General features: G+C 59.1%; 7 protein-coding genes. All 7 read left to right on the top strand.

Annotation, left to right across the window (positions count from 1 at the left end; all coding sequences use genetic code 11):
- The first annotated feature begins 166 nt into the window (after positions 1-166).
- Positions 167-1,126 (top strand): yersiniabactin transcriptional regulator YbtA, encoded by a 960-nt coding sequence (gene ybtA / locus GRPL_RS12520; protein WP_032699306.1) that lies wholly within the window; start codon positions 167-169, stop codon positions 1,124-1,126.
- Between the two features lie 190 nt (positions 1,127-1,316).
- Positions 1,317-7,424 (top strand): yersiniabactin non-ribosomal peptide synthetase HMWP2, encoded by a 6,108-nt coding sequence (gene irp2 / locus GRPL_RS12525; RefSeq protein WP_032699304.1) that lies wholly within the window; start codon positions 1,317-1,319, stop codon positions 7,422-7,424.
- 87 nt (positions 7,425-7,511) lie between these two features.
- Positions 7,512-17,003, top strand: coding sequence for a yersiniabactin polyketide synthase HMWP1 (gene irp1, locus GRPL_RS12530; protein WP_032699303.1), 9,492 nt, complete (start codon positions 7,512-7,514; stop codon positions 17,001-17,003).
- Positions 17,000-18,100, top strand: coding sequence for a yersiniabactin biosynthesis oxidoreductase YbtU (ybtU, locus tag GRPL_RS12535; RefSeq protein WP_032699301.1), 1,101 nt, complete (start codon positions 17,000-17,002; stop codon positions 18,098-18,100). The genes irp1 and ybtU overlap by 4 nt, the downstream gene beginning before the upstream one ends.
- Positions 18,097-18,900 (top strand): yersiniabactin biosynthesis thioesterase YbtT, encoded by an 804-nt coding sequence (ybtT, locus tag GRPL_RS12540; protein WP_000194282.1) that lies wholly within the window; start codon positions 18,097-18,099, stop codon positions 18,898-18,900. Before ybtU ends, ybtT begins: the two co-directional genes overlap by 4 nt.
- A 3-nt stretch (positions 18,901-18,903) precedes the next feature.
- Positions 18,904-20,481, top strand: coding sequence for a yersiniabactin biosynthesis salycil-AMP ligase YbtE (gene ybtE, locus GRPL_RS12545; protein ID WP_001088826.1), 1,578 nt, complete (start codon positions 18,904-18,906; stop codon positions 20,479-20,481).
- Positions 20,482-20,611: 130 nt separating this feature from the next.
- Positions 20,612-22,633 (top strand): siderophore yersiniabactin receptor FyuA, encoded by a 2,022-nt coding sequence (gene fyuA, locus GRPL_RS12550; RefSeq protein WP_032699297.1) that lies wholly within the window; start codon positions 20,612-20,614, stop codon positions 22,631-22,633.
- Positions 22,634-22,977 lie beyond the last annotated feature (344 nt).

Genomic DNA, 22,977 nt, shown 5'->3' with positions numbered 1-22,977 from the left:
GGGAGTAACTGAATTTCCTGATGAATTTTTACGGACGCCAAAAACGACAATTCAGGGTGGCGTTCTGAGAATTAATGTGAATAATAACCATTATCAATAACTCATCTACCCCATTCGGTTCTATTTATACCCGCATTGGTCTAAGCCACAGGGAGATAACCAGGTCATGACGGAGTCACCGCAAACGCAATCTGAAATCTCTATTCACCAGTTGGTGGTCGGGAAACCTGCAAACGATGGCAATATTCCTGCTCAGTGTGAACTGCTGCGCTGTTCGTTGCAGGAAGGTATGGATATTTTGCTCTGGAGGGGCCATTTTGCGCGGCCTGAGATGTTGCAGCTACACGACGATCTGGGCAGGATTAACTTCTCGTGCATCCTGGAAGGCACATCGCGCTTTGCGATTCAGGGACTCCGGCGCCACACCGACTGGGAGCTTGCGCGCAATCGCCATTACATTACCCATACGCCAGACTGTCGCGGCAGCGCCTCCTATTGTGGCCGATTCGAGAGCATTACCCTCTCCTTCAGCCCTGAAACCCTCGCGCTGTGGGTGCCGGATATTAGCGCGGTCATTAAGAATAAGATCGACTCCCACTGCTGTTGCCAGCAGCAGCGTTGTAATGCTGAAACCCACTTAACGGCTCAGGCCTTGCGTCACGCGCTGATGCGCATGCACGGCGGCTTCAGTCATGAACAAAAGCCGTCGACGCTATGGTTGCAGGGGCAAAGTCTGGTCATGCTCAGTCTGGTGCTGGATGAACATCGCGAAGACGCCAGTTGCCTCTCCTGCCACTTCAACCCGATGGAACGCCAGAAACTGCTGCGGGCGAAGGATCTGCTGCTGGCTGATCTGACGCAAGCGCCGGGCGTCGCGGAGCTGGCCAGAGAGTCCGGTCTGAGCGTTCTCAAAATTAAGCGAGGCTTCCGCGTTCTGTTCAACAACAGCGTCTATGGCCTGTTTCAGGCTGAACGAATGCAGGAAGCCAGAAGACGCCTGGCCAACGGCAATACCTCCGTCATGACGGTGGCGGCCGATCTGGGCTATGCCAACGCCAGCCATTTCTCTGCCGCCTTCCAGAAACAGTTTGGCGTAACCCCTTCGACCTTTAAACGCGTGATGTAACCGGGGTCGCGCCCCCCTAAACTCCTCCCTGACAGAGGCCCGGATACCCCATCCGGGCCTCTGTTCTTTCCGCCTGTTACCAACCCGAAACGGGCATAAATAAACCCGTTTCGGGTAGCATCCAATTGTTAATAATTATTATTCTCATATGAGCAATGCTTTTCGGTAAGACGTGCCATCAGGAGGAAGAATGATTTCTGGCGCACCATCTCAGGATTCGCTGTTACCGGACAACCGCCACGCGGCTGATTACCAACAATTACGCGAGCGGCTCATACAGGAACTGAATTTAACGCCGCAGCAGTTACATGAAGAGAGCAACCTGATCCAGGCCGGCCTGGATTCCATAAGATTGATGAGATGGTTACACTGGTTTCGTAAAAATGGCTACCGCCTTACCCTTCGCGAGCTGTATGCCGCCCCCACGCTGGCGGCATGGAACCAGTTAATGCTCAGCCGGTCGCCTGAGAACGCGGAAGAAGAAACGCCGCCCGACGAATCATCCTGGCCGAACATGACCGAAAGTACCCCCTTCCCATTGACGCCAGTACAGCACGCCTACCTGACGGGCCGCATGCCGGGGCAGACGCTTGGCGGCGTGGGTTGCCACCTGTATCAGGAGTTTGAAGGCCATTGTCTGACGGCGTCGCAGCTGGAGCAGGCCATCACGACCTTGCTGCAACGCCACCCAATGCTGCATATCGCCTTTCGCCCCGACGGGCAGCAGGTCTGGCTACCGCAACCTTACTGGAACGGCGTCACCGTTCATGATTTACGCCATAACGACGCTGAAAGCCGCCAGGCCTATCTGGACGCTCTGCGCCAGCGCCTGAGCCACCGTCTTTTACGCGTGGAAATCGGCGAAACGTTTGATTTTCAGCTGACGCTCTTGCCGGACAATCGCCACCGCCTCCATGTCAATATTGACCTGCTGATTATGGATGCCTCCAGCTTTACGCTTTTCTTCGATGAGCTTAACGCCCTGCTGGCCGGAGAATCGCTGCCGGCTATCGACACCCGCTATGATTTCCGCTCGTATTTGCTGCACCAGCAGAAGATCAATCAACCACTGAGAGACGACGCGCGCGCTTACTGGCTGGCGAAAGCATCGACGCTTCCCCCCGCGCCCGTCTTGCCGCTGGCCTGCGAACCCGCCACGCTACGTGAAGTCCGTAATACCCGACGCCGCATGATTGTCCCGGCAACACGCTGGCACGCCTTTAGCAACCGGGCCGGCGAGTATGGCGTGACGCCGACAATGGCGCTGGCGACCTGTTTTTCTGCCGTGCTGGCTCGCTGGGGCGGCCTGACGCGTCTGCTGCTTAACATCACCTTATTCGACCGCCAGCCGCTGCACCCGGCGGTTGGCGCGATGCTTGCCGACTTCACCAATATTCTTCTGCTGGATACCGCCTGCGATGGCGATACCGTCAGCAACCTGGCGCGTAAAAACCAGCTCACGTTTACGGAGGACTGGGAGCATCGCCACTGGTCCGGCGTCGAATTACTCCGTGAACTCAAACGCCAGCAGCGCTACCCCCACGGCGCCCCGGTGGTATTTACCAGCAATCTGGGGCGTTCCCTCTACAGCAGCCGCGCAGAATCGCCGTTGGGCGAGCCGGAATGGGGCATCTCGCAAACGCCGCAGGTCTGGATAGATCATCTGGCGTTCGAGCATCACGGCGAGGTCTGGCTACAATGGGACAGCAACGACGCGCTGTTCCCTCCGGCGTTAGTCGAAACATTGTTCGACGCCTACTGCCAGTTGATTAACCAACTCTGCGATGACGAAAGCGCCTGGCAAAAGCCGTTCGCAGATATGATGCCCGCCAGCCAGCGCGCGATACGCGAACGGGTCAACGCCACCGGCGCCCCCATTCCCGAAGGCTTGCTGCATGAAGGCATTTTCCGTATCGCTCTGCAACAGCCGCAGGCGCTGGCGGTAACGGACATGCGTTATCAGTGGAATTATCATGAGCTGACAGACTATGCCCGCCGTTGCGCGGGCAGGTTAATCGAGTGCGGGGTTCAGCCCGGCGATAATGTGGCTATCACTATGTCGAAAGGCGCAGGACAACTTGTTGCGGTTCTGGCCGTCCTGCTGGCCGGGGCGGTTTACGTTCCGGTTTCGCTGGATCAGCCTGCCGCACGGCGCGAGAAAATCTACGCTGACGCCAGCGTCCGGCTGGTGCTCATTTGTCAGCACGACGCCAGCGCCGGGTCAGACGATATTCCCGTCCTTGCCTGGCAGCAGGCCATTGAGGCGGAGCCGATCGCCAACCCGGTAGTACGCGCCCCCACGCAACCGGCCTACATTATCTACACCTCCGGCTCTACCGGTACGCCGAAAGGGGTAGTCATTTCTCACCGGGGAGCGCTTAACACCTGTTGCGATATCAATACCCGCTATCAGGTTGGCCCGCATGACAGGGTGCTGGCCCTCTCCGCCCTACATTTTGATTTATCGGTTTACGACATTTTTGGCGTTCTGCGCGCGGGCGGCGCGCTGGTGATGGTGATGGAAAATCAACGGCGCGATCCTCACGCATGGTGTGAGCTGATCCAGCGCCATCAGGTCACGCTCTGGAACAGCGTCCCGGCGCTGTTCGATATGCTGCTGACCTGGTGTGAAGGTTTCGCCGACGCCACGCCGGAAAACCTGCGCGCAGTGATGCTTTCCGGCGACTGGATCGGGCTTGACCTCCCCGCCCGTTATCGGGCCTTCCGGCCACAAGGACAATTTATCGCGATGGGCGGCGCCACCGAGGCGTCTATCTGGTCTAACGCCTGCGAAATTCACGACGTCCCCGCCCACTGGCGCTCCATCCCTTACGGTTTTCCGCTAACCAACCAACGCTACCGGGTGGTGGATGAACAGTGCCGGGACTGCCCTGACTGGGTGCCGGGTGAATTATGGATTGGCGGCATTGGGGTCGCGGAAGGCTATTTCAACGATCCCCTGCGTAGCGAGCAGCAATTTTTGACGCTCCCGGACGAGCGCTGGTATCGCACCGGCGATCTCGGCTTCTACTGGCCAGATGGCACAATCGAGTTCCTCGGTCGTCGCGACAAGCAGGTCAAAGTCGGAGGATATCGCATCGAGCTGGGCGAAATCGAAAGCGCGCTCAGCCAGCTGGCGGGGGTGAAACAAGCAACCGTTCTGGCGATCGGCGAAAAAGAAAAAACGCTGGCGGCATACGTTGTTCCTCAAGGCGAGGCTTTTTGCGTTACCGATCATCGGAACCCGGCACTGCCGCAGGCGTGGCACACGCTTGCGGGAACGTTGCCCTGTTGCGCCATCTCGCCAGAGATCTCCGCAGAACAGGTAGCCGATTTCCTTCAGCATCGCCTGCTAAAACTGAAGCCGGGTCACACCGCTGGCGCCGATCCTCTCCCCCTGATGAACTCACTCGCTATCCAGCCGCGCTGGCAGGCCGTGGTGGAACGCTGGTTAGCATTTCTGGTGACACAACGGCGACTGAAGCCCGCTGCTGAAGGTTATCAGGTCTGCGCTGGTGAAGAACGCGAGGATGAGCACCCGCACTTCAGCGGACATGATTTAACGTTATCGCAAATTCTTCGCGGTGCCCGTAACGAACTGTCGTTACTGAACGACGCGCAGTGGTCGCCGGAAAGCCTGGCCTTTAACCATCCGGCCAGCGCCCCGTATATTCAGGAACTGGCGACAATTTGCCAACAGCTTGCACAGCGCTTACAGCGCCCGATACGCCTGCTTGAGGTGGGAACCCGCACTGGCCGCGCCGCAGAATCGCTGTTAGCACAGCTCAACGCCGGACAGATTGAGTATGTCGGGCTTGAGCAGAGCCAGGAGATGCTGCTGAGCGCCCGGCAGAGGCTCGCCCCCTGGCCTGGCGCCCGTCTGTCCCTCTGGAATGCAGACACGCTGGCGGCGCACGCTCACTCGGCGGACATTATCTGGCTTAATAACGCCCTGCATCGTCTGCTGCCGGAAGATCCCGGGCTCCTTGCGACATTACAACAGCTTGCCGTTCCCGGCGCGCTGCTCTACGTGATGGAGTTTCGCCAGTTAACGCCGTCCGCCCTGCTCAGCACGCTCCTGTTAACCAATGGGCAGCCGGAGGCCTTGCTGCATAACAGCGCCGACTGGGCGGCATTATTTAGCGCGGCCGCCTTCAACTGTCAGCATGGCGATGAGGTCGCGGGGTTACAACGCTTCCTCGTACAATGTCCTGACAGGCAGGTGCGCCGCGATCCCCGTCAACTTCAGGCCGCCCTCGCCGGACGTCTGCCGGGGTGGATGGTGCCGCAACGGATCGTCTTCCTCGACGCCTTACCGCTGACGGCTAACGGGAAAATTGACTACCAGGCGCTGAAGCGTCGTCATACCCCTGAAGCGGAAAACCCGGCCGAAGCGGATTTACCCCAGGGCGACATTGAAAAACAGGTTGCCGCCCTCTGGCAGCAACTCTTATCAACTGGCAATGTCACCAGAGAAACCGACTTCTTCCAGCAAGGCGGCGATAGCATGCTGGCGACCCGTCTGACCGGGCAACTTCATCAGGCAGGTTATAAAGCGCAATTAAGCGACCTGTTTAATCATCCCCGGCTGGCGGATTTTGCCGCCACGCTGCGGAAAACCGACGTCCCGGTCGAACAACCATTCGTCCATTCCCCTGAAGATCGCTACCAGCCCTTTGCGCTTACCGACGTGCAGCAGGCTTACCTGGTGGGGCGTCAGCCGGGCTTTGCCCTGGGCGGCGTCGGCTCACATTTCTTTGTTGAATTTGAAATTGCCGATCTGGACCTCACCCGGCTGGAGACGGTCTGGAACCGATTAATCGCCCGCCACGATATGCTGCGCGCCATCGTGCGTGATGGACAGCAACAGGTGCTCGAACAGACGCCCCCCTGGGTGATACCCGCACACACCCTCCATACGCCTGAAGAGGCGTTGCGGGTGCGCGAAAAACTGGCGCATCAGGTACTCAACCCCGAAGTGTGGCCGGTATTCGATCTCCAGGTCGGATACGTGGACGGGATGCCTGCCCGCCTGTGGCTGTGTCTGGATAACCTGTTGCTTGACGGTCTGAGCATGCAGATCCTGCTGGCGGAGCTGGAGCACGGCTACCGCTACCCGCAACAGCTGCTTCCGCCGCTGCCCGTCACCTTCAGGGATTATCTGCAACAACCCTCGCTACAGTCGCCCAATCCAGATTCTCTGGCATGGTGGCAGGCGCAGCTTGATGATATTCCTCCGGCGCCTGCGTTGCCGCTGCGCTGCTTGCCTCAGGAGGTTGAAACACCGCGCTTCGCCCGCCTGAACGGCGCGCTGGACAGCACGCGCTGGCATCGGCTGAAAAAACGGGCGGCTGACGCCCATCTCACCCCGTCGGCCGTACTGTTGTCGGTGTGGTCAACGGTTCTCTCTGCATGGAGTGCACAGCCTGAGTTCACGCTTAACCTTACGCTTTTCGACAGGCGACCGCTGCACCCGCAAATCAACCAGATTCTGGGCGATTTCACCTCGCTGATGCTGCTGAGCTGGCATCCCGGCGAAAGCTGGCTGCACAGCGCGCAGTCACTACAGCAGCGGCTGAGCCAGAACCTCAACCACCGCGATGTGTCAGCCATCCGCGTGATGCGTCAACTGGCGCAACGGCAAAACGTGCCTGCCGTTCCGATGCCCGTCGTCTTTACCAGCGCGCTGGGCTTTGAGCAGGATAACTTCCTCGCCCGGCGTAATCTGCTCAAACCGGTCTGGGGCATCTCCCAGACGCCGCAGGTCTGGCTCGATCACCAGATTTATGAATCCGAAGGCGAACTGCGCTTTAACTGGGATTTTGTCGCCGCGCTGTTTCCTGCCGGGCAGGTGGAGCGCCAGTTTGAACAGTATTGCGCATTGCTAAACCGAATGGCCGAGGATGAAAGCGGCTGGCAACTGCCGCTCGCCGCGCTGGTGCCTCCCGTTAAACACGCAGGGCAATGCGCAGAGCGCTCACCGCGCGTATGCCCTGAGCAATCTCAGCCACACATTGCGGCGGACGAGAGCACCGTCAGCCTGATTTGCGACGCCTTCCGCGAGGTGGTTGGCGAGTCTGTCACGCCCGCAGAAAACTTCTTTGAGGCGGGCGCAACGTCGCTGAATCTGGTGCAACTGCACGTTTTGTTACAACGTCACGAATTTTCCACCCTGATGTTGCTTGACCTCTTCACCCACCCTTCTCCTGCTGCCCTGGCCGATTATCTGGCCGGCGTCGCCACGGTGGAGAAAACAAAACGACCTCGCCCTGTTCGCCGTCGTCAGCGGCGGATATAGCGCGAAGCAAACTGATTTTCCCCGGAACGCCATCGCGAACGCATGGCGTTCCATTGACTTTGTGAATCTTAGGAAACGGGACCGATTATGGATAACTTGCGCTTCTCTTCTGCGCCGACAGCAGATTCCATTGATGCATCGATCGCTCAACACTACCCGGACTGCGAACCTGTCGCGGTTATCGGCTACGCCTGCCATTTTCCTGAATCGCCGGATGGCGAAACGTTCTGGCAAAATCTGCTGGAAGGTCGTGAATGCAGCCGACGCTTTACGCGCGAAGAGCTTCTGGCCGTCGGTCTGGATGCCGCCATCATTGACGATCCTCATTATGTCAATATCGGTACGGTGTTAGACAACGCCGACTGCTTCGACGCCACCCTGTTTGGCTATTCGCGACAGGAAGCGGAGTCGATGGACCCGCAGCAGCGCCTATTTTTGCAGGCGGTCTGGCATGCGCTGGAACATGCCGGTTATGCCCCCGGCGCCGTCCCCCATAAGACCGGCGTTTTCGCCTCTTCCCGGATGAGTACCTACCCCGGTCGCGAAGCATTGAACGTGACAGAAGTCGCGCAGGTAAAAGGTCTGCAATCTCTGATGGGCAATGATAAAGACTATATTGCCACCCGCGCCGCGTACAAACTCAACCTGCACGGCCCGGCGTTATCGGTACAGACCGCCTGCTCCAGCTCGCTGGTTGCCGTGCATCTGGCCTGTGAAAGCCTGCGCGCAGGCGAATCCGATATGGCGGTTGCCGGCGGCGTGGCGCTCTCTTTCCCCCAGCAGGCAGGCTACCGCTACCAGCCCGGAATGATTTTCTCTCCTGATGGTCACTGTCGTCCCTTTGACGCCTCGGCTGAGGGCACCTGGGCCGGTAACGGTCTCGGCTGCGTGGTGCTGCGTCGCCTGAGAGACGCGCTGCTGTCAGGCGATCCGATTATCTCGGTGATCCTCTCCAGCGCGGTCAACAACGACGGCAACAGAAAGGTCGGCTATACCGCCCCTTCCGTCGCAGGGCAACAGGCAGTCATCGAAGAGGCGTTAATGCTGGCGGCCATCGACGACAGGCAGGTAGGTTACATTGAAACCCACGGCACCGGCACACCGCTGGGCGACGCGATTGAAATTGAAGCGTTACGCAACGTCTATGCGCCTCGCCCGCAGGATCAGCGCTGTGCGCTCGGTTCCGTGAAAAGTAACATGGGCCATCTGGATACCGCGGCGGGCATTGCCGGACTGCTGAAAACCGTTCTGGCAGTCAGTCGCGGGCAAATTCCTCCCTTACTGAATTTTCACACCCCCAACCCGGCGCTGAAACTTGAAGAGAGCCCCTTTACCATACCGGTGTCGGCACAGGCATGGCAGGACGAAATGCGCTATGCGGGCGTCTCCTCCTTTGGTATTGGCGGCACCAACTGCCATATGATCGTCGCCTCGCTGCCCGACGCGCTCAACGCGCGCCTCCCCAATACGGATAGCGGCAGAAAAAGTACCGCGCTGCTGCTCAGCGCCGCCAGCGACAGCGCGTTGCGGCGGCTGGCGACGGATTATGCCGGGGCGCTGAGAGAGAATGCGGATGCCAGCTCTCTGGCCTTCACAACCCTGCACGCGCGCCGTCTCGATCTCCCCTTCCGCCTGGCGGCGCCATTAAACCGTGAAACCGCCGAGGCGCTCAGCGCCTGGGCCGGTGAGAAATCGGGGGCGCTGGTTTACAGCGGCCACGGCGCCAGCGGCAAGCAGGTGTGGCTGTTTACCGGCCAGGGCTCGCACTGGCGCACTATGGGTCAAACGATGTACCAGCACTCAACGGCGTTTGCCGACACGCTGGATCGCTGTTTTTCCGCCTGTAGCGAAATGCTCACGCCGTCACTGCGCGAAGCGATGTTTAACCCCGATTCGGCGCAACTGGACAATATGGCCTGGGCGCAGCCGGCGATTGTCGCGTTTGAAATCGCGATGGCGGCGCACTGGCGTGCTGAAGGACTGAAGCCAGACTTCGCCATTGGGCATTCCGTCGGTGAATTTGCCGCTGCCGTTGTCTGCGGACACTATACGATTGAACAGGTCATGCCACTGGTTTGTCGGCGCGGCGCGCTAATGCAGCAGTGCGCAAGCGGCGCGATGGTGGCGGTATTTGCAGACGAAGACACGCTGATGCCGCTGGCTCGCCAGTTTGAGCTGGATCTCGCCGCCAACAACGGTACGCAACATACGGTATTTTCCGGGCCGGAAGCCCGTCTCGCGGTATTTTGCGCCACGCTCTCGCAGCATGACATTAACTATCGTCGCCTGAGCGTAACCGGTGCGGCGCACTCCGCTTTACTGGAGCCGATACTCGATCGGTTCCAGGACGCCTGCGCGGGACTGCACGCGGAGCCGGGGCAAATACCGATTATTTCCACGCTCACCGCCGACGTCATTGATGAGTCAACGCTCAACCAGGCGGATTACTGGCGCCGACACATGCGCCAGCCGGTGCGTTTTATCCAGAGTATTCAGGTGGCGCATCAGCTCGGCGCCCGCGTTTTTCTGGAGATGGGGCCCGATGCCCAGTTGGTTGCGTGCGGGCAGCGCGAATACCGCGATAACGCATACTGGATAGCCAGCGCCCGGCGTAACAAAGAGGCGAGCGATGTCCTCAATCAGGCCCTGCTCCAGCTTTACGCTGCCGGCGTCGCCCTACCGTGGGCCGACCTGCTGGCGGGCGATGGTCAACGTATCGCTGCGCCATGTTATCCGTTTGATACTGAGCGTTACTGGAAAGAGCGCGTCTCCCCGGCCTGCGAGCCTGCCGACGCAGCGCTGTCTGCCGGGCTGGAGGTGGCGAGTCGCGCCGCGACAGCGCTCGATCTCCCTCGCCTGGAAGCGCTTAAACAGTGCGCCACGCGACTGCACGCCATCTACGTCGATCAACTGGTACAACGCTGTACCGGCGATGCCATTGAGAACGGCGTGGACGCCATGACCATCATGCGCCGTGGACGTCTGCTGCCCCGCTACCAGCAGCTACTCCAGCGCCTGCTGAATAACTGCGTGGTCGACGGCGATTACCGCTGCACCGACGGGCGATACGTCCGCGCCCGCCCCATTGAACATCAACAGCGGGAATCACTGCTGACGGAACTTGCCGGTTATTGTGAAGGTTTTCAGGCTATTCCCGACACCATCGCCCGTGCCGGCGATCGGTTATATGAAATGATGAGCGGCGCGGAAGAACCGGTGGCGATTATCTTCCCGCAAAGCGCCTCCGACGGCGTGGAAGTGCTGTATCAGGAATTCAGCTTTGGCCGCTATTTCAACCAAATCGCCGCCGGGGTATTACACGGCATTGTCCAGACGCGTCAGCCCCGCCAGCCGTTGCGTATTCTTGAAGTTGGCGGCGGAACTGGCGGCACCACCGCGTGGCTGCTGCCGGAACTCAACGGCGTTCCGGCACTGGAGTACCATTTCACCGATATCTCGGCGCTGTTCACCCGTCGCGCCCAGCAGAAATTCACCGACTATGATTTTGTGAAGTATAGCGAGCTGGATCTCGAAAAAGAGGCGCAGTCTCAGGGTTTCCAGGCACAGTCTTACGATCTTATCGTGGCAGCGAACGTGATTCACGCCACCCGCCATATTGGCCGCACGCTCGATAATCTGCGCCCCCTGCTCAAGCCGGGCGGGCGCCTGCTGATGCGCGAAATCACCCAGCCAATGCGTCTGTTTGACTTCGTTTTCGGCCCGCTGGTTCTTCCGCTACAGGATCTCGACGCCCGCGAAGGTGAGTTATTCCTCACCACCGCTCAGTGGCAACAACAGTGCCGCCACGCCGGATTCAGCAAAGTGGCGTGGCTACCGCAGGATGGCAGCCCGACCGCCGGGATGAGCGAACATATCATTCTCGCCACGCTGCCCGGTCAGGCGGTTAGCGCCGTAACATTCACCGCGCCATCAGAACCCGTGTTGGGGCAGGCGCTGACGGATAACGGTGATTATCTCGCCGACTGGTCTGATTGCGCAGGTCAGCCCGAACGGTTTAACGCCCGCTGGCAGGAGGCCTGGCGTCTGCTTTCACAGCGTCATGGCGACGCTCTGCCTGTGGAACCGCCCCCCGTCGCCGCCCCGGAGTGGCTGGGGAAGGTTCGCTTAAGCTGGCAAAACGAAGCCTTTTCCCGCGGTCAGATGCGCGTTGAAGCCCGTCATCCTGCTGGCGAGTGGCTGCCGCTATCGCCCGCCGCGTCTCTTCCTGCGCCGCAGACGCATTATCAATGGCGCTGGACGCCCCTCAACGTCGCCAGCATTGACCAACCGCTTACCTTTAGCTTCAGCGCCGGTACGCTTGCGCGCAGCGACGAGCTGGCGCAATACGGCATCATTCACGATCCGCACGCCTCTTCGCGACTGATGATTGTTGAGGAGAGCGAGGATACGCTGGCCTTAGCGGAGAAAGTGATAGCAGCGCTCACCGCCAGCGCAGCCGGATTGATTGTGGTTACTCGCCGCGCGTGGCGAGTCGAGGAAAATGAAGCACTCTCTGCATCCCATCACGCGCTATGGGCCTTGCTTCGCGTCGCGGCCAACGAACAGCCGGAACGGTTGCTTGCCGCCATCGATCTCGCCGAAAACACCCCGTGGGAAACGCTGCATCAAGGGTTGAGCGCAGTCTCACTATCACAGCGCTGGCTCGCCGCACGGGGTGACACCCTTTGGCTCCCTTCACTGGCGCCCAATACGGGATGCGCCGCTGAATTACCGGCAAACGTGTTTACCGGCGATAGCCGCTGGCATCTGGTGACCGGAGCGTTTGGCGGATTAGGCCGCCTTGCCGTGAACTGGCTCAGAGAAAAAGGGGCGCGACGCATCGCCCTGCTGGCGCCGCGCGTGGATGAGTCATGGCTACGCGACGTGGAGGGCGGGCAGACGCGCGTCTGCCGTTGTGATGTGGGGGATGCCGGGCAACTGGCCACGGTTCTTGACGATCTGGCGGCCAACGGCGGCATTGCCGGAGCGATTCATGCCGCTGGCGTATTGGCTGACGCGCCCTTGCAGGAGCTTGATGACCACCAGCTGGCTGCCGTTTTCGCGGTAAAAGCGCAGGCGGCAAGCCAGCTGTTGCAAACCCTGCGCAACCACGACGGACGCTATCTTATTCTCTACTCTTCCGCTGCCGCCACCCTCGGCGCGCCGGGTCAGAGCGCCCATGCGCTGGCCTGCGGCTACCTGGACGGGCTGGCCCAGCAGTTTTCCACCCTTGATGCGCCGAAAACGCTCTCTGTCGCCTGGGGCGCATGGGGAGAAAGCGGTCGGGCGGCCACGCCGGAAATGCTGGCGACGCTCGCCAGCCGAGGTATGGGCGCGTTAAGCGATGCCGAAGGCTGCTGGCACCTGGAACAGGCGGTGATGCGCGGCGCCCCGTGGCGACTGGCGATGCGCGTTTTTACCGACAAAATGCCCCCGTTACAACAGGCTCTGTTTAACATCAGCGCCACAGAAAAAGCCGCAACGCCGGTCATTCCTCCTGCTGATGACAACGCCTTTAACGGCAGCCTGAGCGATGAAACAGCGGTGATGGCATGGCTGAAAAAGCGGATTGCGGTTCAGCTAAGGCTGAGCGATCCGGCGTCACTGCATCCAAACCAGGATCTGTTGCAACTCGGCATGGACTCGCTGCTCTTCCTTGAACTCAGTAGCGATATTCAGCACTACCTGGGCGTACGCATCAATGCGGAACGGGCGTGGCAGGATCTGTCTCCTCATGGACTCACGCAGCTTATCTGTTCTAAGCCAGAGGCGACGCCTGCCGCTTCGCAGCCGGAAGTGTTGCGGCACGACGCCGACGAGCGTTATGCGCCCTTCCCTTTGACGCCCATTCAGCACGCCTACTGGCTGGGGCGAACCCACCTCATTGGCTATGGCGGCGTCGCCTGTCACGTCCTGTTTGAGTGGGATAAACGCCACGATGAGTTCAATCTCGCCATACTGGAGAAAGCATGGAACCAGCTCATCGCACGCCACGATATGTTGCGTATGGTGGTTGATGCCGACGGGCAGCAGCGAATCCTGGCGACAACGCCGGAGTATCACATCCCGCGTGACGATCTGCGCGCGCTTTCCCCGGAAGAACAGCGCATCGCGCTGGAAAAACGGCGGCATGAACTGAGCTATCGCGTTTTGCCTGCCGACCAGTGGCCTCTTTTTGAGCTGGTGGTCAGCGAAATCGACGATTGCCATTACCGTCTGCATATGAACCTCGACCTTTTGCAGTTTGATGTGCAGAGTTTTAAAGTCATGATGGACGACCTGGCGCAGGTCTGGCGCGGTGAAACGCTGGCGCCGCTCGCTATTACCTTCCGTGATTATGTGATGGCTGAACAGGCGCGCCGACAGACATCGGCATGGCACGATGCCTGGGATTACTGGCAGGAAAAACTGCCGCAACTGCCCTTAGCGCCAGAGCTGCCGGTGGTTGAGACGCCCCCGGAAACGCCACACTTCACCACCTTCAAATCGACGATCGGCAAGACAGAATGGCAGGCCGTGAAACAGCGCTGGCAGCAGCAAGGCGTCACACCGTCTGCCGCGCTGCTCACGCTGTTTGCCGCCACCCTTGAGCGCTGGAGCCGTACCACAACATTTACGCTGAACCTGACGTTCTTCAATCGCCAGCCGATCCATCCGCAAATCAACCAGTTGATTGGTGATTTTACCTCCGTCACGCTGGTTGATTTTAACTTCTCAGCGCCGGTGACGTTGCAAGAGCAGATGCAACAGACCCAACAGCGCCTCTGGCAAAACATGGCGCACAGTGAAATGAACGGTGTTGAGGTGATCCGTGAGCTGGGCCGCCTGCGCGGATCACAACGTCAACCGCTGATGCCGGTAGTGTTTACCAGTATGCTGGGGATGACGCTGGAAGGCATGACTATCGATCAGGCGATGAGCCATCTGTTCGGCGAACCCTGCTATGTATTCACGCAAACGCCGCAGGTCTGGCTGGATCATCAGGTCATGGAGAGCGACGGCGAGTTGAAGTTTAGCTGGTACTGCATGGACAACGTGCTGGAACCCGGCGCTGCCGAGGCGATGTTTAATGACTATTGCGCCATCCTGCAAGCCGTCATCGCCGCCCCTGAAAGCCTGAAGACTCTCGCCAGCGGCATCGCCGGGCACATTCCCCGCCGACGCTGGCCGCTGAACGCGCAGGCGGACTACGACCTGCGGGATATTGAGCAGGCGACGCTCGAATACCCCGGCATCCGGCAGGCCAGAGCGGAAATAACCGAACAGGGCGCGTTGACGCTGGATATCGTGATGGCCGACGATCCGTCGCCATCAGCGGCGATGCCTGATGAGCACGAACTTACCCAACTGGCGCTGCCGTTGCCTGAGCAGGCGCAGCTTGATGAGCTGGAGGCGACCTGGCGCTGGCTGGAGGCGCGTGCGCTACAGGGGATCGCGGCTACGCTAAATCGTCACGGCCTGTTTACCACGCCGGAGATCGCCCATCGCTTTAGCGCAATAGTACAGGCGCTGTCCGCGCAAGCGTCTCACCAGCGTCTGCTGCGCCAGTGGCTACAGTGTCTGACGGAAAGAGAGTGGTTAATCCGCGAAGGTGAAAGCTGGCGCTGCCGCATTCCGCTCAGCGAGATTCCTGAGCCTCAGGAAGCGTGCCCGCAAAGCCAATGGAGCCAGGCGCTGGCGCAGTATCTGGAAACCTGCATCGCCCGGCACGACGCCCTCTTCTCCGGGCAGTATTCTCCGCTGGAATTGCTGTTCAACGAGCAGCATCGCGTTACCGACGCGCTGTATCGCGACAACCCCGCCAGCGCCTGTCTGAATCGCTATACCGCGCAGATTGCCGCCTTGTGCAGCGCAGAACGGATTCTGGAGGTTGGCGCCGGAACCGCAGCCACTACCGCGCCGGTGCTGAAGGCCACGCGGAACACGCGGCAGTCGTACCACTTCACGGACGTCTCCGCGCAGTTCCTCAATGACGCCAGAGCCCGTTTCCATGATGAATCGCAGGTGTCTTATGCCTTGTTCGACATCAACCAGCCGCTGGATTTCACCGCCCACCCGGAGGCGGGTTACGACCTGATCGTTGCCGTCAATGTGCTCCACGACGCCAGCCATGTCGTCCAGACGTTGCGCAGATTAAAACTGTTGCTGAAAGCCGGCGGACGTTTGCTGATCGTTGAAGCGACGGAGCGAAACAGCGTATTCCAGCTGGCGAGCGTGGGCTTTATTGAGGGATTAAGCGGATACCGCGATTTCCGCCGCCGGGATGAGAAACCGATGCTCACCCGCTCCGCATGGCAGGAGGTTCTCGTTCAGGCCGGGTTTGCAAACGAGCTGGCGTGGCCCGCGCAGGAATCGTCGCCGCTGCGCCAGCATCTGCTGGTGGCGCGTTCGCCTGGCGTAAATCGCCCGGATAAAAAAGCCGTGAGCCGCTATTTACAGCAGCGCTTTGGCACCGGTCTGCCCATTTTACAGATCCGGCAAAGAGAAGCGTTATTTACGCCGCTGCATGCCCCGTCTGATGCGCCGACTGAGCCAGCCAAACCCACGCCAGTTGCCGGGGGGAATCCGGCGCTGGAAAAACAGGTGGCTGAACTCTGGCAATCGCTGCTGTCTCGCCCCGTGGCAAGGCATCACGACTTTTTCGAACTGGGCGGCGACAGCCTGATGGCGACAAGGATGGTCGCGCAGCTAAACCGGAGAGGCATTGCCAGGGCTAACCTTCAGGATCTGTTCAGCCATTCGACGCTGAGCGACTTCTGCGCCCATCTACAGGCGGCTACGTCAGGAGAGGACAACCCGATACCCCTTTGCCAGGGCGACGGTGAGGAAACCCTGTTTGTCTTCCACGCTTCAGACGGCGATATCAGCGCCTGGCTGCCGCTCGCTAGCGCGTTGAACAGGCGCGTTTTCGGCCTGCAAGCAAAATCGCCGCAGCGCTTTGCCACGCTCGACCAGATGATCGATGAGTATGTCGGGTGCATCCGTCGTCAGCAGCCTCACGGCCCTTATGTGCTGGCGGGTTGGTCGTATGGCGCGTTTCTTGCGGCGGGCGCCGCACAGCGCCTGTACGCCAAAGGCGAGCAGGTTCGGATGGTGTTAATCGATCCCGTGTGCCGACAGGATTTCTGTTGCGAAAACCGGGCGGCCCTGCTGCGCCTGTTAGCCGAAGGACAAACGCCTCTGGCACTGCCCGAACATTTCGACCAGCAGACGCCCGACAGCCAGCTTGCCGACTTTATCAGCCTCGCTAAAACGGCCGGTATGGTGTCGCAAAACCTGACGCTGCAAGCGGCAGAAACGTGGCTCGACAACATCGCGCATCTGCTGCGTTTACTGACTGAGCATACGCCGGGCGAAAGCGTTCCGGTCCCCTGTCTCATGGTGTATGCCGCCGGGAGACCCGCGCGCTGGACGCCAGCAGAAACCGAGTGGCAGGGCTGGATAAACAACGCCGACGACGCTGTGATTGAAGCCAGCCACTGGCAAATCATGATGGAAGCCCCCCACGTTCAGGCTTGTGCGCAACACATTACGCGCTGGCTTTGCGCAACCTCAACGCAACCGGAGAACACGTTATGATGCCGTCCGCCTCCCCAAAACAACGCGTACTGATTGTGGGCGCCAAATTTGGCGAAATGTACCTGAATGCCTTTATGCAGCCCCCGGAGGGGCTGGAACTGGTCGGCCTGCTGGCGCAGGGAAGCGCCCGTTCAAGAGAGCTGGCTCATGCGTTTGGCATTCCGCTGTATCCCTCGCCGGAACAGATAACCAGGATGCCGGATATCGCCTGTATTGTCGTGCGTTCGACCGTCGCCGGAGGAACCGGTACGCAGCTTGCCAGACACTTTCTGACGCGCGGCGTACACGTCATTCAGGAGCATCCCCTCCACCCGGATGACATCAGTTCCTTACAAACGCTGGCGCAGGAACAGGGCTGCTGCTATTGGGTAAACACGTTTTATCCGCATACGCGCGCGGGACGCACATGGCTTCGCGATGCGCAGCAGCTGCGTCGCTGCCTGGCTAAGACGCCGCCGGTAGTCCACGCCACCACCAGCCGACAGTTGCTCTACTCCACTCTGGATTTGTTGTTGCTGGCTCTGGGCGTTGATGCCGCCGCCGTGGAGTGCGACGTGGTTGGCAGCTTTAGCGATTTTCACTGTCTGAGACTCTTCTGGCCGGAGGGAGAAGCCTGCCTGCTGCTTCAGCGCTATCTCGATCCTGACGATCCAGATATGCATAGCCTTATCATGCACCGCCTGCTGCTGGGCTGGCCGGAAGGTCATCTTTCGCTGGAGGCGAGCTACGGCCCCGTCATCTGGTCATCCAGCCTGTTTGTCGCAGACCATCAGGAGAACGCCCACAGCCTCTACCGCAGACCGGAGATCCTGCGCGATCTGCCGGGTCTGACGCGCAGCGCGGCGCCCCTGAGCTGGCGCGACTGCTGCGAAACCGTCGGGCCGGAGGGCGTCAGCTGGTTGCTACACCAGTTGCGCAGCCATCTGGCGGGCGAACATCCACCAGCGGCCTGCCAAAGCGTACATCAGATCGCGTTATCACGTTTATGGCAGCAGATTTTACGTAAGACCGGCAATGCGGAGATCAGACGCCTGACGCCGCCGCACCACGACCGGTTAGCCGGTTTCTACAACGATGATGATAAGGAGGCGCTGTGACGCAATCTGCAATGTGCATCCCGCTGTGGCCCGCCCGGAACGGCAATACTGCGCATCTGGTCATGTGCCCTTTCGCTGGCGGCAGCAGTAGCGCGTTTCGCCACTGGCAAGCTGAGCAACTGGCTGATTGCGCGCTTTCTCTGGTGACCTGGCCGGGGCGCGATCGCCTTCGCCATCTGGAACCGCTCAGAAGCATTACACAACTGGCGGCACTGCTGGCGAACGAGCTGGAAGCATCCGTATCGCCTGACACGCCGCTTTTACTCGCCGGGCACAGCATGGGGGCGCAGGTGGCGTTTGAAACCTGCCGACTTCTGGAGCAACGGGGGCTTGCGCCACAAGGACTGATTATTTCCGGGTGCCATGCCCCGCATCTGCATTCTGAACGCCAGCTCAGCCATCGCGATGATGCCGACTTTATCGCTGAGCTGATAGACATTGGCGGATGTTCTCCTGAACTGCGGGAAAACCAGGAATTAATGTCGCTGTTTCTTCCTCTTCTGCGCGCTGATTTTTACGCCACCGAGAGCTATCACTACGACTCGCCCGACGTCTGTCCGCCGCTGCGCACGCCTGCGCTGTTATTGTGCGGCAGCCACGATCGCGAAGCCTCCTGGCAGCAGGTCGATGCCTGGCGTCAGTGGCTGAGCCACGTTACAGGCCCGGTGGTGATTGACGGCGATCATTTCTATCCCATTCAACAAGCCCGGTCCTTTTTTACGCAGATTGTCCGCCATTTTCCCCACGCATTTTCTGCAATGACCGCGTTGCAAAAACAGCCCAGTACTTCAGAAAGGTGACGCATGAATTCTTCCTTTGAATCTCTGATTGAACAGTATCCCTTACCCATTGCCGAACAGTTGCGCCACTGGGCGGCCCGTTATGCCTCGCGAATTGCCGTCGTTGATGCAAAGGGGTCGTTAACCTACAGCGCGCTTGATGCACAAGTTGACGAACTTGCCGCAGGTCTGTCATCACTGGGTTTGCGTTCGGGGGAGCATGTAATTGTGCAGCTTCCCAACGACAACGCGTTTGTTACCCTGCTGTTCGCCTTGTTAAGACTGGGCGTTATCCCCGTGCTGGCGATGCCCTCGCAACGGGCGCTGGATATCGACGCGCTGATTGAGCTGGCGCAACCCGTCGCTTACGTTATTCACGGGGAAAACCACGCAGAGCTGGCCCGACAGATGGCGCACAAACACGCCTGCTTGCGTCATGTTCTGGTCGCTGGAGAGACCGTGAGCGACGATTTTACGCCGCTCTTCTCCCTTCACGGTGAGCGACAGGCATGGCCGCAGCCTGATGTTTCCGCCACCGCGTTGTTGTTGCTCTCAGGCGGCACAACCGGCACGCCCAAACTCATCCCGCGCCGACATGCCGACTATAGCTATAACTTCAGCGCTTCTGCTGAACTGTGCGGCATCAGCCAACAGAGCGTGTATCTCGCCGTCCTCCCGGTGGCGCATAACTTTCCGCTGGCCTGCCCCGGTATTCTGGGAACGCTTGCCTGCGGCGGAAAAGTGGTGCTGACCGACAGCGCCAGCTGTGATGAGGTGATGCCTTTAATCGCGCAGGAAAGAGTGACTCACGTCGCCCTGGTTCCGGCGCTGGCGCAATTATGGGTGCAGGCCAGGGAGTGGGAAGACAGCGACCTTTCGTCGCTGCGCGTCATTCAGGCAGGCGGCGCCCGGCTCGACCCGACGCTTGCTGAGCAGGTTATCGCCACCTTTGACTGTACCCTGCAACAGGTTTTCGGTATGGCGGAAGGCCTGCTCTGTTTTACCCGGCTGGACGATCCGCATGCCACCATTCTCCACAGCCAGGGGCGCCCGTTGTCCCCTCTGGATGAAATCCGCATCGTTGATCAAGACGAGAACGACGTCGCGCCGGGCGAAACCGGGCAATTGTTAACGCGCGGCCCTTATACCATTTCGGGCTATTACCGCGCCCCTGCCCACAACGCGCAGGCCTTTACCGCGCAAGGGTTTTACCGCACAGGCGACAATGTCAGGCTGGATGAGGTGGGGAACCTGCACGTTGAGGGACGCATAAAAGAGCAGATCAACCGCGCCGGAGAAAAAATAGCCGCGGCTGAAGTGGAATCGGCACTGCTGCGTTTAGCGGAAGTGCAAGATTGCGCGGTGGTCGCCGCGCCGGACACGCTGCTTGGCGAGCGGATTTGCGCGTTTATCATCGCGCAGCAGGTGCCAACTGACTATCAGCAGTTGCGTCAACAACTGACCCGTATGGGGCTCAGCGCGTGGAAAATTCCTGACCAAATCGAGTTTCTGGACCACTGGCCGCTCACCGCCGTCGGCAAGATAGACAAAAAACGCCTGACGGCTCTCGCCGTCGACCGTTATCGCCATTCTGCCCAATAAGCGCAAACCGACCCGAAACAGGTTGAAATAAACCCGTTTCGGGTAGCACCACTATTAGAAATAGTTATCATTTTCAATTCACCATTGTCGGTATTTTTGGCGTTTCGCCGTCTTACAGGGACTCACAACAATGAAAATGACACGGCTTTATCCTCTGGCCTTGGGGGGATTATTGCTCCCCGCCATTGCTAATGCCCAGACTTCACAGCAAGACGAAAGCACGCTGGTGGTTACCGCCAGTAAACAATCTTCCCGCTCGGCATCAGCCAACAACGTCTCGTCTACTGTTGTCAGCGCGCCGGAATTAAGCGACGCCGGCGTCACCGCCAGCGACAAACTCCCCAGAGTCTTGCCCGGGCTCAATATTGAAAATAGCGGCAACATGCTTTTTTCGACGATCTCGCTACGCGGCGTCTCTTCAGCGCAGGACTTCTATAACCCCGCCGTCACCCTGTATGTCGATGGCGTCCCTCAGCTTTCCACCAACACCATCCAGGCGCTTACCGATGTGCAAAGCGTGGAGTTGCTGCGAGGCCCACAGGGAACGTTATATGGCAAAAGCGCTCAGGGCGGGATCATCAACATCGTCACCCAGCAGCCGGACAGCACGCCGCGCGGCTATATTGAAGGCGGCGTTAGTAGCCGCGACAGTTATCGAAGTAAGTTCAACCTGAGCGGCCCCATTCAGGATGGCCTGCTGTACGGCAGCGTCACCCTGTTACGCCAGGTTGATGACGGCGACATGATTAACCCCGCGACGGGAAGCGATGACTTAGGCGGCACCCGCGCCAGCATAGGGAATGTGAAACTGCGTCTGGCGCCGGACGATCAGCCCTGGGAAATGGGCTTTGCCGCCTCACGCGAATGTACCCGCGCCACCCAGGACGCCTATGTGGGATGGAATGATATTAAGGGCCGTAAGCTGTCGATCAGCGATGGTTCACCAGACCCGTACATGCGGCGCTGCACTGACAGCCAGACCCTGAGTGGGAAATACACCACCGATGACTGGGTTTTCAACCTGATCAGCGCCTGGCAGCAGCAGCATTATTCGCGCACCTTCCCTTCCGGTTCGTTAATCGTCAATATGCCTCAGCGCTGGAATCAGGATGTGCAGGAGCTGCGCGCCGCAACCCTGGGCGATGCGCGTACCGTTGATATGGTGTTTGGGCTGTACCGGCAGAACACCCGCGAGAAGTTAAATTCAGCCTACGACATGCCGACAATGCCTTATTTAAGCAGTACCGGCTATACCACCGCTGAAACGCTGGCCGCATACAGTGACCTGACCTGGCATTTAACCGATCGTTTTGATATCGGCGGCGGCGTGCGCTTCTCGCATGATAAATCCAGTACACAATATCACGGCAGCATGCTCGGCAACGCGTTTGGCGACCAGGGTAAGAGCAATGACGATCAGGTGCTCGGGCAGCTATCCGCAGGCTATATGCTGACCGACGACTGGAGAGTGTATACCCGTATAGCCCAGGGATATAAACCTTCCGGGTACAACATCGTGCCTACTGTGGGTCTTGATGCCAAACCGTTCGTCGCCGAGAAATCCATCAACTATGAACTTGGCACTCGCTACGAAACCGCTGACGTCACGCTGCAAGCCGCGACGTTTTATACCCACACCAAAGACATGCAGCTTTACTCTGGCCCGGTCGGGATGCAGACATTAAGCAATGCGGGTAAAGCCGACGCCACCGGCGTTGAGCTTGAAGCGAAATGGCGGTTTGCGCCAGGCTGGTCATGGGATATCAATGGCAACGTGATCCGTTCCGAATTCACCAATAACAGTGAGTTGTATCACGGCAACCGGGTGCCGTTCGTACCACGTTATGGCGCGGGAAGCAGCGTGAACGGCGTGATTGATACGCGCTATGGCGCACTGATGCCCCGACTGGCGGTTAATCTGGTCGGGCCGCATTATTTCGATGGCGACAACCAGTTGCGGCAAGGCACCTATGCCACCCTGGACAGCAGCCTGGGCTGGCAGGCGACTGAACGGATGAACATTTCCGTCTATGTCGATAACCTGTTCGACCGTCGTTACCGTACCTATGGCTACATGAACGGCAGCAGCGCCGTCGCGCAGGTCAATATGGGTCGCACCGTCGGTATCAATACGCGAATTGATTTCTTCTAAGAATTTATAGAGGGATGCGGTGACAGCATCCCTACCAATTTTCATTTGAAATTGACAAAAATCTTTCTTTTCTCGACAACAAGATCTAATAGGAATGATTTATGTATACTGATAGTATACTTTCCCAATCATTCCCCTTACAGAACAGGCTATCGCCAGTGTATATTCCGATGAATCCTACCACTGATTCCAACTCTCAGTAACATTACTTTTGACGGGCTTTGTTGAATAAATCAGATTTCAAGTGAGTCTCTTTGTATCCGGTTGGGTTTTAGGCAATTCGCACGCTTTCTGGCATGTCATCCTGTTCAGTCAGAGGAGCCAAATTCTTGTTTTCATGCCTC

The organism is Klebsiella planticola ATCC 33531, from assembly GCF_000735435.1.
In the GTDB taxonomy this organism is placed as follows: Bacteria; Pseudomonadota; Gammaproteobacteria; order Enterobacterales; family Enterobacteriaceae; genus Klebsiella; species Klebsiella planticola.
Note: the sequence above shows the minus strand (reverse complement) of the source record. Positions and strands in the feature narration are given on the sequence as shown.